Raw genomic sequence first — 13680 nt, 5'->3', positions numbered from 1 at the left:
CCCGAGTATGGGAATAGTTGTAATGTACGATATTTTCGGGTCAGTATACCCAAGAGTGGTCACGAATTTCAACAATGGTTTTATACCTTCCTCGAACTGCGGTAAAAATTATGGAAGATAAGGGAAGAAGAGAACTTATAGGTAATGAGGGAAATGTAATCCTCGATATGGTTCGCAGGTTAAACCGGCGTGGTGCCAGTGAAAACCTGAGAAAGCTTATCTCCAAAACGCATCCGGCCGACATGGCCTGGGTCTTCAGACACCTTAATGATGAGGAGCGAAAGCGCATATTCAACATTGTTGCCCAAACCGAATATGTAGGCGAATTCCTAAGCGAACTAGACGATGCCTTGGTCGTAAATCTGGTCCAGGAATTGAGCGTCCAGTATATGGCGGATATTATTGGTAGCATGCCGTCTGATGACGCTGTCGATATCCTCGAAATTTTGCCGGAAGAAGTAGCAGAGACTATTCGGGAACATATGGCCAAAAAGGATAGGGAGGAGGTTGAGGATCTTCTTCAGTACCATCCTGAGTCGGCCGGTGGTCTTATGTCACCGGATTTCATGTGTCTTGATGAAGAACTGACCGCCGCTGAGGCGATTGCCCATATCCAGAAAAAAAGTGAAGAGATGGAGATGGTATTCTATCTCTACATAATCTATGGGGATGACAAACTAGCCGGAGTCGTATCTCTTCGTGAACTTCTTACCCACCCGCCTCACCGGCAGTTGAAGAATATCATGAACCCAAATGTAATTTCCGTTACCACCGATACGGACCAGGGGGAAGTGGCACACGTGGTATCCCAGTATAATATTCTAGCTGTTCCTGTCGTAGACTCTAATTATAAGTTGGTGGGGATCGTCACCGTAGATGATATTATCGACGTTATCAGGGAGGAGGCGACAGAGGATTTCCTGCAAATGGCTGGTGCAGGTAAGGATAGGGAAATACTGCTTAAATCGACAAAGGATAACGCTGTGTTGCGGGCACCGTGGTTGTTCGCATCTTGGTTGGGGGGGGTCATGGCGATGTTTATCATCGGGGCGTTTGAGCATGAACTGAAACAGGTTCTTGCCCTGGCCTCCTTTATCCCTATTGTTATGGGTATGGGTGGCAACATCGCGACACAATCATCAACTATTATCGTGCGTGGGATTGCCACAGGCAGGGTTAATATTAATGATTTTATTCGTCTGATTTTCAAGGAGATGAAGGTCGGTATGATACTGGGGATAATATACGGTATCTTCCTTGGCGTCGTCGCCTATCTCGGATTTGCTGAGCCAGCAATGTTGGGTGTAGTCGTCGGTTTGTCGATTTTTTTCTGTATGACAATGTCGGCAACTGTTGGGACGCTTATCCCATTAGTACTGAAAAGGTTCGACATTGATGCGGCGATTGCCACCGGACCCTTTGTGACGACCTCAATCGATATCCTTGGGGTATTGATGTATTTTTATATTGCCAAGACTTTTCTGCATCTTTGAAACAGGTTTCATTTCTAAAGGTGGACAAGAGCCATGAGTCGCAAACCTGCACAATCCTGGTTGCCTCTAATCCTTTTCGTTCTGGTGATGATCGGGTTGTGGTTGGTCTTCAACCCGCTGCAGAGACGTTTATTCAACCCTCAGGCAGAGCCGCGGGCTGTAACTGCCAGAGGGGATTTGGCAGCGGATGAACTTAACACCATAGATATATTCAGGGAGAATTCAACATCAGTTGTGTACGTTACCTCTATCGCTCTGAGAAGAGGACTTTTTTCCCTAAATGCCGTTGAGATTCCACAGGGAACAGGAAGCGGATTTGTCTGGGATAGAGAAGGCCGCATCGTTACAAATTATCATGTCATCAGTGATGCCAGCAGGGTGCAGGTGACGATGGCTGACCATACCAGCTGGAAAGCGGTATTAGTCGGTGCCGCACCGGATAAGGATCTTGCTGTTTTACAGATCCTGGCACCAGCCGAAAAACTTCGACCTATACCCCTTGGTACCTCCAGTGATCTCCTGGTTGGGCAGAAGGTTTTTGCCATCGGCAATCCTTTTGGTCTTGATCAGACCATTACCTCAGGAATTATTTCCGCACTCGGGAGAGAAATAAACGCCATTACCGGTCGGACAATCCAGGGTGTTGTGCAGACCGATGCCGCCATTAATCCAGGTAATTCAGGAGGCCCTCTCCTTGATAGTGCCGGTCGCCTGATTGGGGTGAATACCGCAATCTATAGCCCCTCGGGTGCGTATGCTGGTATTGGGTTTGCTGTCCCTGTAGATGAGGTGAACAGGGTTGTTCCCCAACTCATACGGCATGGCAAAATGATAAAGCCAGGTATAGGGGCGACGCTTGCGGATGAGCGACTTGCCCGGCAACTCGGCGTGCAGGGCGTACTGATCCTGAATATAGAAAAAGGCGGGCCTGCGCAGGAAGCAGGGCTTCGACCAACGACTCAATATAGGGGTGAAATAATCCTAGGGGATATAATTACAGGCGTGGCAGACGTTCCAGTCAGGAACTATGATGATTTGCGGGAGCAGTTGGAAAAGTTCGAGGTTGGCATGGAGGTGATTGTCAATGTGTTCCGGAACGGGAATACATACGACGTCCCTGTCAGGCTTGGAAGTATTAATTAAAAGAGCCAGCACCTGTCGTGACATAACGACAGGTACTGGCTCTTCCTCCTGTTAACGCTATTGTTGCCTACCCTTGTCCGCAATATTGCGTGAGCGGGCAAGTTCCCTCATATCGCGCGCCTTGTCTGACTCATCAATTATCTCTCGGCCGACGATCTCTTCAAGTACATCCTCCATGGATATTATGCCGGTCATCGAACCGTATTCATCAACCACGACGAACAGGTGTTGCTGCCGATCAAAAAAATCCACCAGTATCCTGTTTAATGGTGCGGTTTCCGGGACAAAATGAACGGGCTGCATAAAGTTTGACAGAACTGCGTCATCGGCACCTTCGGCAGCGGCTTGCAGGATGTCCTTTCTCATTACGATACCGGTAACATCGTTTGGCTCTTTTTCATATAGAGGGATGCGGCTGTGACTCGAAAGCCTGTTTATCATGCCCATTGCATCAGCGACGGTGAGGTCTTGTTCAAGCGAGAAGGTAACCGTACGTGGTGTCATCGCCTGGCGCACCATTTTATGTTGTAGTTGAAGTATGTTAGCAATAACTTTCTCTTGATCCTCTTCAATTTCCCCGGACTCTCGTGAGAGTGCAGCTATTGTCTGCAACTCTTCGGCAGAGATATTTTCATCTGATGTTTTTTCCGGTAACAGACGGGTAATTGATCGGCAGAGCCAGACAATTGGTTTAAGTACTATTACCATCCATCTCAGGGGGTGCGCGATAAAGGGGGCAAGGCGATAGGCGAAATTGACGCCGATTGTTTTCGGTAATATTTCGGAAAAAATAAGGATGGAGAGGGTAAATATTGAGGAGAACCAGATTATATTGTGGTCTCCATACAGTTTAGCCGCAGCCGCACCGGCAATAGATGCTCCAACTGTGTTGGCAATGGTGTTCAGGGTCAGGATGGCGGTTATCGGTTCATCGATATCAGAACGAAGATCCTGAAGATGAGAGGCGGAGCTATAGCCACTTTTTTTGAGCATTTCAACCTGACTGGCGGAAAGAGAGTATAAAACTGCCTCACAGACGGAGCAGAGGGCCGAAACGCATATCGCTAGTGAAACTGACGTGATTAGGGTTTGTAACATGGTCATAGTTTATGAAAGATAGGGAGTAGAGATATTTTAAGAGCTTCTCGTTATATAATGAGATGTTTTCATAACCGAGATGCTTAAAGGTGATTACCGTAGTATAACAGTACTATTTAGCATTATTGGTTAATTATTGGTAATAATAAATCTGATACCAGCTGAAATGATATTACTCGTGAGAGTAGCAGCCATTACATAAGGATAATATTAATGATACATACAGAAGTTGTTGTTTCTACCGAAGACCCGATAAGTTTCAAAGGTGACCTCCTTGTTTGTTTTGTTGCTTCAGGTAGAAAAGATAGCCTGGATTGCGATAAGAGAATTTTGCAGGTGGTATATGAGATTCAGCAACTTGGGGATTTTTCGGCAAAGGAAAATGAATGTATTCTACTCTACCCTTCGCAACATCCAAAATTGCTGAATAGCAGTGCCAAAAGGGTTCTTGTTATAGGCTTGGGTGAAGGCAAAAAGAAAAGGTCTGAAGCAGAGCTTGCAGAACTATTTCGATTAGCTGGTGGGACGATTAGCAGCTATTGCGAAAAATATAAAGTTTCTGACATGATGATATCTGCCGGTCCGGATCTTGGCTTTAACCAGGCTCAACTCGCAGAAAGCCTGATTGAGGGCGTCTTGCTTGGTGATTATCGTTTTTCCAGGTTCAAGAAAAAGGATGAAAAAGAAAAACCCTATGTGGGGATAGAGAAAATTCTTGTCTCAGCTGTTGGCTGGAAAGTGAAAAGTACTGCTCTTCGCAGGGCTGTCAAGAAAGGTGCTTATACTGCTGTTTCGGCTAATGAGGCCCGTAATATGGCCAACGAGCCGGGTAATCACTGGACCGCAACTCACTTTGCCGAATATGCCAAAACAATGGCTGACGAATTGAATCTTAAATGCAAAACACTTAACAAGGCTGAGATGAGTAAGCTGGGCATGGGAGGGATTCTGGCGGTGAATCAAGGATCGTCGGAACCACCAAAACTTGTTGTTCTGGAACATAACCCGAAAAACTCCAAAAAGACGATTCTTCTTATTGGCAAAGGTCTGACTTTTGATTCCGGTGGGGTAAGCTTAAAACCTGCCGCCGGAATGCAGGACATGAAATATGATATGTGTGGTGGCGCGGCAGTACTTGGAGCAATGCGGGCCATAGCTGCAGATAAACCACGAATCAGGGTGGTGGCAATTGTCCCGGCAACGGATAATATGGCTGGAAGCGCTGCCTTGAAACCGGGTGATATAATTAAGCACTATAACGGTTTGACATCGGAGATTGTTAATACCGATGCAGAAGGTCGACTCATCCTGGCTGATGCCCTGGCCTATGGCATAGAGAAATATAATCCGGATTGTGTGGTGGATGTCGCGACGTTGACTGGTGCTGTCATAATTGGCCTGGGCCATCACTATACCGGGTTGCTCTCCAATGATGACAAGCTTGCCGGGAGATTGCTAGAGGCAGGGGATAGAGCTGGTGAGCCTGTCTGGAGGCTGCCTCTAGGCAAGGAGTATAGTAAACAGATAGAATCGAAGGTTGCAGATATTAAAAATGCTGGTGGACGTCCTGGCGGTACAAGTACTGCTGCTGCTTATCTGGAACATTTTGTCGGTGAGACGCCTTGGGCTCATCTCGATATTGCCGGGACTGCCTGGGATTTCACCGAAAAAACATATATCCCGAAAGGTCCCTCGGGAATTATGGTGCGTACACTTGTTCAGCTGGTTCGGGATTGGCGATAAGAGGCGGACTGCAGCAACTCCTTTAAGGAAGTAAAATCGGGACTGTCATAGACTGCCTTTCTCATTGAGGAACTCCCTGGCAGTCCCTTAAAATACCTGCCGAGCTGGTTTTTGATGTAGCCAAGCATCCTGCTTACAGGTAGAAACTGCTCCATCAATAGAGCATGTTCCAAGGCGCCTGCAACAATCAGAGATGACTCTTGCGGTCTGTCACTCTCAGAAAATATCCAGGGGTTGCCGAGAGCTGCGCGTCCAATCATGACTCCGTCGCAACCTGTTTGATCCATCATGGTACGGCCATCCTGATGGGTGAGGATATCGCCGTTGCCAATGACAGGGATAGTCACATTGTTTTTAACTTCCCGAATATGGCGCCAATCAGCGGTACCTGTAAAGCCCTGTGCCCATGTCCTTCCATGTACTGTTAGTGCCGAAGCACCGTTTGCCTCGGCCATTTTGGCAAATTCTACACAGTTAATCGTTTTGCTGTCCAATCCTGCACGAAATTTAACAGTCACCGGTAGATTCGTGTTACTGCAAACATTTTTAATAATGAGTGCAGCTGTGTCAATTGTTCCCATTAATGCCGCCCCTGCTCCACGCTTGGTAACTTTTTTTACCGGGCAACCCATGTTGATATCTATCATATCACCGGCAAAGGAGCTGACTATGGCAGCCGCTTCCCCCATTAGGTCCGGGTCGGCCCCAAAAATCTGAAAGGCAACCGGTTTTTCCTCCTCAAGTGAGAGAAGCATATCCATGGTCTTCTGCTGTTGGTAATGGAGACCATGACAACTGATCATTTCTGACACAGTATATCCTGCTCCATATCTTCTGCAGAGCAGGCGGAAGGAGAGGTCTGTATATCCTGCAAGTGGGGCCAGGACATAAGGTGAATCAAAGGTCAGGGGGCCGATAGACAACATGGTGTGTTACTGCTTAGAATGGATAACTGGGAAGATAAGGTGATCTCGCTGGCGTTTGTTGTGGGCACTTGCCCAAATATCTGTTTGAGCAGGACAAGCGATGAGCAGGAAATAAAGGCGGCATCTGTTGTGTGTCGATACCGCCATAACAAGAAAACACAATTAAAGTTTAGGTAATTCCACTAATGTTTGCTGGTATATCTTCTGACTGAGATCGTCAATAATTGTTTTAATCGCCTCATCTTGATTGTCGCTCGTTTCAGAGGAGCTTGCACCTACGAGATACCCTTCTGTCCACTGTTCTTTTGGCACTTCCATGACGACCTTGCCGCTCGTAAGATCCTTAAGGATGTATCTGACTGTCAACTTGACTTTAATCTCAGAAGTTGTATTTCCGGCACCATACGAGAGACTGGGGATACTGATGGAAACAACCTCGCCGGCCAGCACAAGGTCAGCGCCTTCTTTTTGTTTACTGATCTTAATAGAACCGGATTTCTGAAACCATCGAACCAGGCTTTGATAAATATCAGAATCAAGACCGAGTTCGCTGGTTCTGTTTTTCCAATTGGTGATATAGATGACTTTTTCAGGTCCTGAATAGACATACGGGTTGTAGTATCCGCAGGAAACAAGAAGAAACATCAGAAACGGGACGACAAGTAAATATCTGCTGTAGGTTTTCAACTGAAATCTCCTCGTAGTGTGGTTTTATATTTTGAATGGCACCTAGTAGTTCTGTATTTACTAGGTACACAAACTATAAATAGTAGTATTAAACAACAATATTAACAAGTTTCTTCTTGACGACGATGGTCTTTTTCACCTCTTCACCATCTATAAAGCGTTGAACATTCTCATCCGCATGAGCCATTGTCTTCAAGGTTTCGTCATCAATATCAGCAGGGACCTGTAATCTTGAACGTACTTTTCCACGTACCTGTACCACAATGGTGAGGAGATCTTCCTTGGCTGCCTCTTCATCGTAATTGGGCCACTGCTGCTCTTCAATGCCACTTTCCTTGCCTATGGCATGCCACATCTCTGAACAGAAATGTGGGACCATCGGGAACAGAAGGACAAGCATGGATTCAATTGCTTCGCATATCGCCGCATCTTCTGCTGGTTCACCTTCTGCATTGTCAGTTGTTGCTGTCAAGGTATTGAAAAGCTCCATAACACCACTAATAGCAGTATTGAAATGAAAATTGTTTTCAATATTTTCGGTTACCCTCCTGATAGTCTGGTGGGTTTTTCTATGCAGGGCCCGACTGTTTTCATTCAAATCTGTTGGTAATTCTGAGTGGGTGGCAAGATGCGGCCGTAAAGAAATAAATCGGTAAACACGGTTAAGAAAACGTGAACAGCCTTCAACTCCCTGGCTATTCCATTCGAGATCTTTTTCGGGCGGAGCAGCAAACAGGCTGAAAAGTCGCGTGGTATCTGCACCATATTCGCCAATCAGGTCGTGTGGGTCAACAACGTTGCCCTTTGATTTGGACATCTTTGAGCCATCTTTTATTACCATGCCCTGAGTGAGAAGATTGGTGAAAGGTTCATCAATCTTCAGATATCCGAGATCACGGAGCATTTTGGTAAAGAAACGGGAGTACAGAAGGTGAAGGATGGCGTGTTCAACACCACCTATATACTGATCAACAGCAAGCCAGTATCCTGCCTTGTCCTTGTCGAGTATATCCTCTTCGTGCCTTGGACAACCGTATCGCATATAATACCATGATGATTCAACAAAAGTGTCCATAGTGTCGGTTTCACGGCGCGCACTATCCCCGCATGCCGGGCAGGTTGTTTCATAAAATTCGGGGCGCTGATGCAGGGGGCGGCATATTCCGTCGCCAGGGTTCACGTCTTGGGGCAGTTCGACAGGCAACGAATCAAGAGGTGCAGGCACTATGCCACATTTGTCGCAATAAACGATAGGGATGGGGGCACCCCAGTAACGCTGGCGAGAAATCCCCCAATCACGAAGGCGATAGGTGGTGTGTGCTGAGCCAAAGGTGTTGGTTTCGGCATATTGGATGATGGCCTGTTTGGCTTGCTCCGATTCCATACCGTCAAATTGTCCGGAACCGGTTAAAGAGCCGTAAACAGTCGAGGCGTTTTCCATCTCTTCAACGACGAGTGATTCACCCTTGGGGATAACGACCGGTTTAATCGGCAGGCTGTATTTTTTTGCAAATTCAAAATCTCTTTCATCATGGGCAGGAACAGCCATAACGGCGCCGGTTCCATAGCCAATAAGTACAAAGTTTGCGATATAAACAGGAACCTTTTCATTATTAAAGGGGTTGATACAATAGCGGCCGGTGAAGATTCCTTTCTTTACCGGTTCATCTGCAGGTCCCTGTTGTTGTTTTTCACTTCGAATATCTTCTATAAAATTTCGAATTTCCTGTTCGTTTTGCGAGCCTGAAATAAGGGTGTCGACCAAGTCATGCTCTGGTGCTATGGACATGAAAGTCACACCAAATATGGTGTCAGGGCGGGTGGTGAAAATTGAGATTTTCTCTTCAAGTCCGTCAACAGCAAAATCGCAGGAGAGGCCGGTGGATTTTCCAATCCAGTTCCTCTGCATGGTAACGACTTTTTCTGGCCAGCCTTCAAGCTTATCAAGATCGTCGAGCAACTCTTCGGCATAATCGGTGATCTTGAAAAACCACCCATTCATCTCTTTGGGTTTAACTTCTTCATCGCAGCGCCAGCAGAGCCCATCGATAACCTGTTCGTTGGCGAGAACGGTCTGGCATGAATCACACCAGTTCACAGAGGTGTTTTTCTGGTAAGCCAAGCCTTTTTCGAACATTTCGATGAAGAGTTTTTGTTCCCAGCGGTAATATTCCGGGCGACATGTTGCAATTTCCCGGTCCCAGTCATAAGAAAGCCCTAATTGACGCAATTGGTTCCGCATATAATCAATGTTGTCATAAGTCCAGACTGCTGGGTGGCTGTTGTTTTTCTGGGCAGCATTTTCGGCGGGAAGCCCAAATGCATCCCAGCCCATGGGGTGAAGTACATTATAGCCACGCAACCTCTTGTAACGGGCAACTACGTCACCAATGGAGTAATTACGTACATGGCCCATATGAATACGACCAGAAGGGTAGGGGAACATCTCCAGCACATAATATTTTTCCTTATCCGCATTCTCGGAAACCTTATTAATTTTCGTTCGTTCCCAGTGTTCCTGCCATTTTTCTTCTATGGATTTAAAATCGTACCTGCTACTCGTTTGAGAACTGGTCATGTCTGTTCCTTAGTTCGAAATAATTGTATACTGCCACCCCTGAAGTTTCAGGGAAAAAGCGAGGTGGTTGCTGACCAAATGGTTTACTGTCAAGATCTTGCCCGTAAAAATGATTATTTATCTATCTAAAGGGTGTTTACGATAGTATATACCTGCTATTATTCATACTGTCCGTAATCCTCAGCACCGTCATAGGTGCTGAGATTTTCAAACATAGTGAAAGAATTCAGGAATGTCAATTTGACGGTACCCGTTGGACCGTTTCTCTGTTTACCGATAATGATTTCGGCAATACCCTTGTTTGGGTTGTCCTCTGCCTTGTTGTACACCTCATCCCTGTAGATGAAGGAAATAACATCAGCATCCTGCTCAATTGCTCCAGATTCCCGCAGGTCAGACATCATGGGTCTTTTGTCGGTACGGCTTTCCAGGCTTCTGTTCAGCTGGGAAAGGGCGATGACTGGGATTTTGTGTTCCTTGGCCAGGGCCTTAAGTGAGCGTGATATCTCGCTGATTTCCTGGGTCCTGTTTTCAGTGCTGGATCGCCCCCTCATAAGCTGGAGATAGTCGACCACGATAAGGCCTATGTCATACTGTGCAGCGAGACGACGCACCTTGGCCCGCATTTCAAGAACGGAAATGGCCGGGGTATCATCAATATATATAGGGGCACTCTCCAGGTTGCCAACAGCGCGGCTAAGTTTAGGCCAGTCCTGGTCCTGCATGCGTCCGGTACGAATTCGCTGAGAATCGATACGCCCTACCGAACTGAGCAGGCGCATAACCAGCTGCTCTTTGGACATCTCAAGGCTAAAAACAGCAACCCCTATTTTACTTTCAATTGCAGCATTCTGTGCAATATTCATGGCAAAAGAGGTTTTACCCATTGAGGGCCTTGCAGCGAGGATAATGAGGTCGGAAGGCTGTAGCCCAGCGGTCATTTTGTCGAGTTCGTGATACCCGGTAGGGACACCTGTGATAAGTTCTTTTCTTTTAAAAAGCTGTTCGACTGTCTTAAATGCGCCGGGAACAATTTGCTTGATCGGAGTAAAGCTCTTGTCGCTTTTGGTACCCGCAATATCGAAGATTGCCTGTTCTGCCTCATCTACAAGTATGTCGATATCACCCTGTTCTTCATAACAGCGTGCGGCTATATCGGTATTGACTTCGATCAATCGCCTGAGAATGGATTTCTGACGGACTATTTTGGCATAGGAGCTGATGTTAGCAGTAACAGGGACGATTGAAGTCAGGGTTGCCAGATATGCTGCTCCACCAACTTCGTCAAGCTGGTTGGAGTCCTTTAAAAGATTAGTGACGGTGAGCAGATCGTGTGGTTCGTTGCGATCGAAAAGCTCGATCATCGATTCGAAAATGATCTGATGTGCTTTGCGGTAGAAGTCTTTGGCCTCAAGTAACTCAAGAACCGTACCGAATGTTTTGTCCTTGAGCAGGATGGACCCAAGCACAGACTGTTCGGCTTCCAGGTTCTGCGGAGGAATCCTGGATCCTTCATTAGATATAGAAGCAAACTCATTCATTACTGTACGGGATTAGTATAATTGCTTTAAAAAGAAATAATTTGCAAAAAAAAAACACACCGAAAGGCCGTGCCTTTTGGTGTGTTTCGAAAGGACCTTCGACAGCCGGCAATCAGCCGTCTAAGGTATACATCTAAACCTGCCTGTTTGGCAATACCATTATACTTCTGTTGCTACTGGTACAACCTTGACCGTGATTTCTGATACCAACTGGAAACCAACCTTTACAGGCACAGAAACATCGCCAAGATTCTTGATCGGATCGGAAAGAACAATTTGCTTTTTATCGATGACAATATCCGCTTCAGCAAGTTTGGCACAGATGTCTGCAGCGGTAACGGAACCGAAAAGGCGTTCGTCTTCACCGGCAAGCTGTTCAATAATGATCTCACGGCCTGCAATTTTCTTGGCAAGTTTCTCTGCTTCTTTGCGTTGTGCTGCAACTCGGGCCTCGATTTCTGCTTTGTTCTGCTCGAGAACAGCTAGATTCTCTTTAGTCGCTATTACGGCTTTTCCCTGGGGAAGAAGGTAGTTACGTCCATAACCGGATTTTACGGTAACGACGTCACCTTCCTGGCCGAGAGTCGAAATGGTTTCTTTAAGGATGAGTTCCATGATTAACTCCTGTTTTTATTCCTGAAAAATCCATCATTTATGAAATTAAATGGATTTTAATATACATTACGGTTGAGCGGCTTCAACGTCGGTGTTTGAGAGTTTCCTGAAATCGACCCATGTATCAAATACCCCGATAATCAGGAGTATAATCGATCCAACCTGCTGAAAAATCAGCATGACGTAGATGAATGATCTGAACAGAATCGGTACATTCCACTTATTCATAAAAAATACACTTATGGCAAAACCCTGAAAACTATAAATTGTACTCAGTACAATAATAAGATTGACAGCTATCGGCCTGATTAGATCAGATGGTACGAAAGCCAACCCGGTACTCACAATAACAACCCAGATGAGTTTATCCGGAAGTTGCCACAACCTGAAAAGTGGCCAGAGCTGACGTTCACAATGTTTTGCTACCAGTCGGTTTCCCAGCACCATTGTCAATATGATGACAAAGAATGCACTACTTAACAGTAAACCGGGGAGTACCAGTTCAATAACTGCCTTTATCTGGGGCAACCCATTCTCAAGGAATATCTGTCCTGTCTCATTTGACAGTGGATTTTCCTGATATTGGGCTGCCATTTCATCAATCCACAGGTTTATTGTCTGGATCGATTCTGTGTAAGGCGACGTTCCGGTTATGAGTCCTGTTACACCTATGAGCAGCAACCAGCCTATAACAAAAGCTGCCGCTCCCTTCAAGCCTGCGATCGAAGGTGTATCTTTTTGAAGAGCTGAACGTGCCAGGAAGTACCCGACCGGTATGAGCGAATATGATACCAGCAATGCACTGAAAGTTTGACTCAGCAGCCCGACGATAAGTGCCAGCACACATCCCGTGAGGACGTATTTAACTCCAACCTGAAGCCCGTATTTGTTAAGGAAAAAAAACACGAGTAAAGGCAGGAAAATGTGTATCCACCCAAAAAGTGCCCAGTCAATACCTGGCAGCACTGAAGCTGCAGCTATTAGCAGAATATTGCCGACTATATTGCCGACTGCCGGTTTTTCTACCTCCCGCTCCACCTTGTTGTCGCCTCTGTAGTTAACCCTGGGAATTTCCGGAATACGGAAGCAGGGCGATATGCCGTGCCTGCTTGATTGCCTCGCAGAGTTGTCTCTGGTGCGTAGCGCAGGTTCCCAGAATCCGACGAGGAATTATCTTCCCTCTTTCGGTAACGAAGTTACGTAATGTTTTTACATCCTTGTAGTTTATCTGAAGTTCTTTATCCGCACAGAAACGACATACTTTTCTGCGGGAAAAAAGTCTTTTTTGTGGTCTTGGGGCCATGATAATAATCTCCGAATAGTTCGTTGATAAAAAAAGTATTATTCAGCGGATTCTTCTGCAGCAGGTTCTTCTGTTGCCGGTTTCTCAGCAACTGATTCCTCTACCGTGTCTTCTTTGGGTTCATCAGCCTTGGGGGCTGTTTCATCAGAAGTTTCCTCAGCTGCTACAGCAGCATCATTACGGGCCTGGGTCTCGGTAATTGCCTGCTGAATTTCTTCTTCGCTGATGCTATCGGCGATTTTGATGGTGAGATATTTCAGGACAGAATCGTCAATGCGAAAACGCCTTTCAATCTCAGAGACTGCAGCGGGGGTCCCTGCATAATCACAGAAAACGTAGTACCCCTGAATTTCTTTCTTGATTGGGTAAGCGAGTTTTTTCATACCCCATTTGTTCAGATCAATAACACTGCCACCTTCATCGCTAATGATAGTTTGCGAATAGTCGACAACCTTATTAATCTCTTCTTCGCCAATGCTCGGACGAAGGATGAAGATCAATTCATACCTGCGCATGATTCCTCCTCGTGGACGTTAATTAATAACGGGAATAT

The 13680-nt window shown here is 46.1% G+C and carries 12 protein-coding genes; 3 read left to right on the top strand and 9 right to left on the bottom strand.

Translation table 11 applies throughout. The annotated features are described in order from the left end of the window. The first annotated feature begins 110 nt into the window (after positions 1-110). Both mgtE and GA520_RS10600 read left to right on the top strand, forming a co-directional pair. Entirely contained in the window at positions 111-1493 is a 1383-nt protein-coding gene (gene mgtE, locus GA520_RS10605) for a magnesium transporter (RefSeq protein ID WP_163336633.1), read from the top strand. Positions 1494-1526: 33 nt separating this feature from the next. Then, positions 1527-2636, top strand: a complete 1110-nt coding sequence (locus tag GA520_RS10600) for a S1C family serine protease (protein ID WP_163336634.1) — start codon at positions 1527-1529, stop codon at positions 2634-2636. A 57-nt stretch (positions 2637-2693) separates the two neighbouring features. Here the strand turns inward: GA520_RS10600 and GA520_RS10595 are convergent, their stop codons facing one another. Then, entirely contained in the window at positions 2694-3734 is a 1041-nt protein-coding gene (locus GA520_RS10595) for a hemolysin family protein (RefSeq protein ID WP_163336918.1), read from the bottom strand. Positions 3735-3947: 213 nt separating this feature from the next. Between GA520_RS10595 and GA520_RS10590 the strand changes: the two genes are divergently transcribed. After that, a complete protein-coding gene (locus tag GA520_RS10590) occupies positions 3948-5477 on the top strand; it encodes a leucyl aminopeptidase (RefSeq protein ID WP_163336635.1) in 1530 nt (509 codons plus the stop codon). Here the strand turns inward: GA520_RS10590 and dusB are convergent. The 8 genes from dusB to rpsF all read right to left on the bottom strand — a co-directional run bounded on the left by dusB (position 5453) and on the right by rpsF (position 13642). Beyond that, positions 5453-6403, bottom strand: coding sequence for a tRNA dihydrouridine synthase DusB (dusB, locus tag GA520_RS10585; protein WP_163336636.1), 951 nt, complete (start codon positions 6401-6403; stop codon positions 5453-5455). The genes GA520_RS10590 and dusB overlap by 25 nt on opposite strands. 162 nt (positions 6404-6565) lie before the next feature. After that, positions 6566-7090 carry an LptE family protein gene (gene lptE, locus GA520_RS10580; protein ID WP_163336637.1) on the bottom strand — a complete coding sequence of 175 codons (525 nt, stop codon included), beginning with the start codon at positions 7088-7090 and terminating at the stop codon, positions 6566-6568. 88 nt (positions 7091-7178) lie between these two features. Continuing rightward, positions 7179-9668 carry a leucine--tRNA ligase gene (leuS, locus tag GA520_RS10575; protein WP_163336638.1) on the bottom strand — a complete coding sequence of 830 codons (2490 nt, stop codon included), beginning with the start codon at positions 9666-9668 and terminating at the stop codon, positions 7179-7181. Positions 9669-9826: 158 nt separating this feature from the next. Further along, on the bottom strand, positions 9827-11209 hold the full coding sequence (gene dnaB / locus GA520_RS10570) for a replicative DNA helicase (RefSeq protein ID WP_163336639.1): 1383 nt from the start codon (positions 11207-11209) through the stop codon (positions 9827-9829). Between the two features lie 159 nt (positions 11210-11368). Then, positions 11369-11824 carry a 50S ribosomal protein L9 gene (rplI, locus tag GA520_RS10565; protein WP_163336640.1) on the bottom strand — a complete coding sequence of 152 codons (456 nt, stop codon included), beginning with the start codon at positions 11822-11824 and terminating at the stop codon, positions 11369-11371. A gap of 66 nt (positions 11825-11890) precedes the next feature. Further along, positions 11891-12862: a DUF2232 domain-containing protein gene (locus GA520_RS10560; RefSeq protein ID WP_163336641.1), complete on the bottom strand. Its 972-nt coding sequence runs from the start codon at positions 12860-12862 to the stop codon at positions 11891-11893. 19 nt (positions 12863-12881) lie between these two features. After that, positions 12882-13127 (bottom strand): 30S ribosomal protein S18, encoded by a 246-nt coding sequence (rpsR, locus tag GA520_RS10555; protein WP_163336642.1) that lies wholly within the window; start codon positions 13125-13127, stop codon positions 12882-12884. Between the two features lie 38 nt (positions 13128-13165). Continuing rightward, positions 13166-13642 carry a 30S ribosomal protein S6 gene (rpsF, locus tag GA520_RS10550; protein ID WP_163336643.1) on the bottom strand — a complete coding sequence of 159 codons (477 nt, stop codon included), beginning with the start codon at positions 13640-13642 and terminating at the stop codon, positions 13166-13168. Between the last annotated feature and the right edge of the window lie 38 nt (positions 13643-13680).

Origin of the sequence: Desulfopila sp. IMCC35008 (assembly GCF_010646885.2) — a bacterium.
Taxonomy (GTDB): Bacteria; Desulfobacterota; Desulfobulbia; order Desulfobulbales; family Desulfocapsaceae; genus Desulfopila.
This window is presented reverse-complemented; position numbering and strand designations above follow the sequence as displayed.

Coding starts and splice junctions, on each gene's coding strand:
- rpsR (WP_163336642.1), bottom strand. CDS start 13,127: ATGGCCCCAAGACCACAAAAAAGACTTTTTTCCCGCAGAAAAGTATGT.
- dnaB (WP_163336639.1), bottom strand. CDS start 11,209: ATGAATGAGTTTGCTTCTATATCTAATGAAGGATCCAGGATTCCTCCG.
- GA520_RS10595 (WP_163336918.1), bottom strand. CDS start 3,734: ATGTTACAAACCCTAATCACGTCAGTTTCACTAGCGATATGCGTTTCG.
- leuS (WP_163336638.1), bottom strand. CDS start 9,668: ATGACCAGTTCTCAAACGAGTAGCAGGTACGATTTTAAATCCATAGAA.
- GA520_RS10600 (WP_163336634.1), top strand. CDS start 1,527: ATGAGTCGCAAACCTGCACAATCCTGGTTGCCTCTAATCCTTTTCGTT.
- mgtE (WP_163336633.1), top strand. CDS start 111: ATGGAAGATAAGGGAAGAAGAGAACTTATAGGTAATGAGGGAAATGTA.
- GA520_RS10590 (WP_163336635.1), top strand. CDS start 3,948: ATGATACATACAGAAGTTGTTGTTTCTACCGAAGACCCGATAAGTTTC.
- dusB (WP_163336636.1), bottom strand. CDS start 6,403: ATGTTGTCTATCGGCCCCCTGACCTTTGATTCACCTTATGTCCTGGCC.
- rpsF (WP_163336643.1), bottom strand. CDS start 13,642: ATGCGCAGGTATGAATTGATCTTCATCCTTCGTCCGAGCATTGGCGAA.
- rplI (WP_163336640.1), bottom strand. CDS start 11,824: ATGGAACTCATCCTTAAAGAAACCATTTCGACTCTCGGCCAGGAAGGT.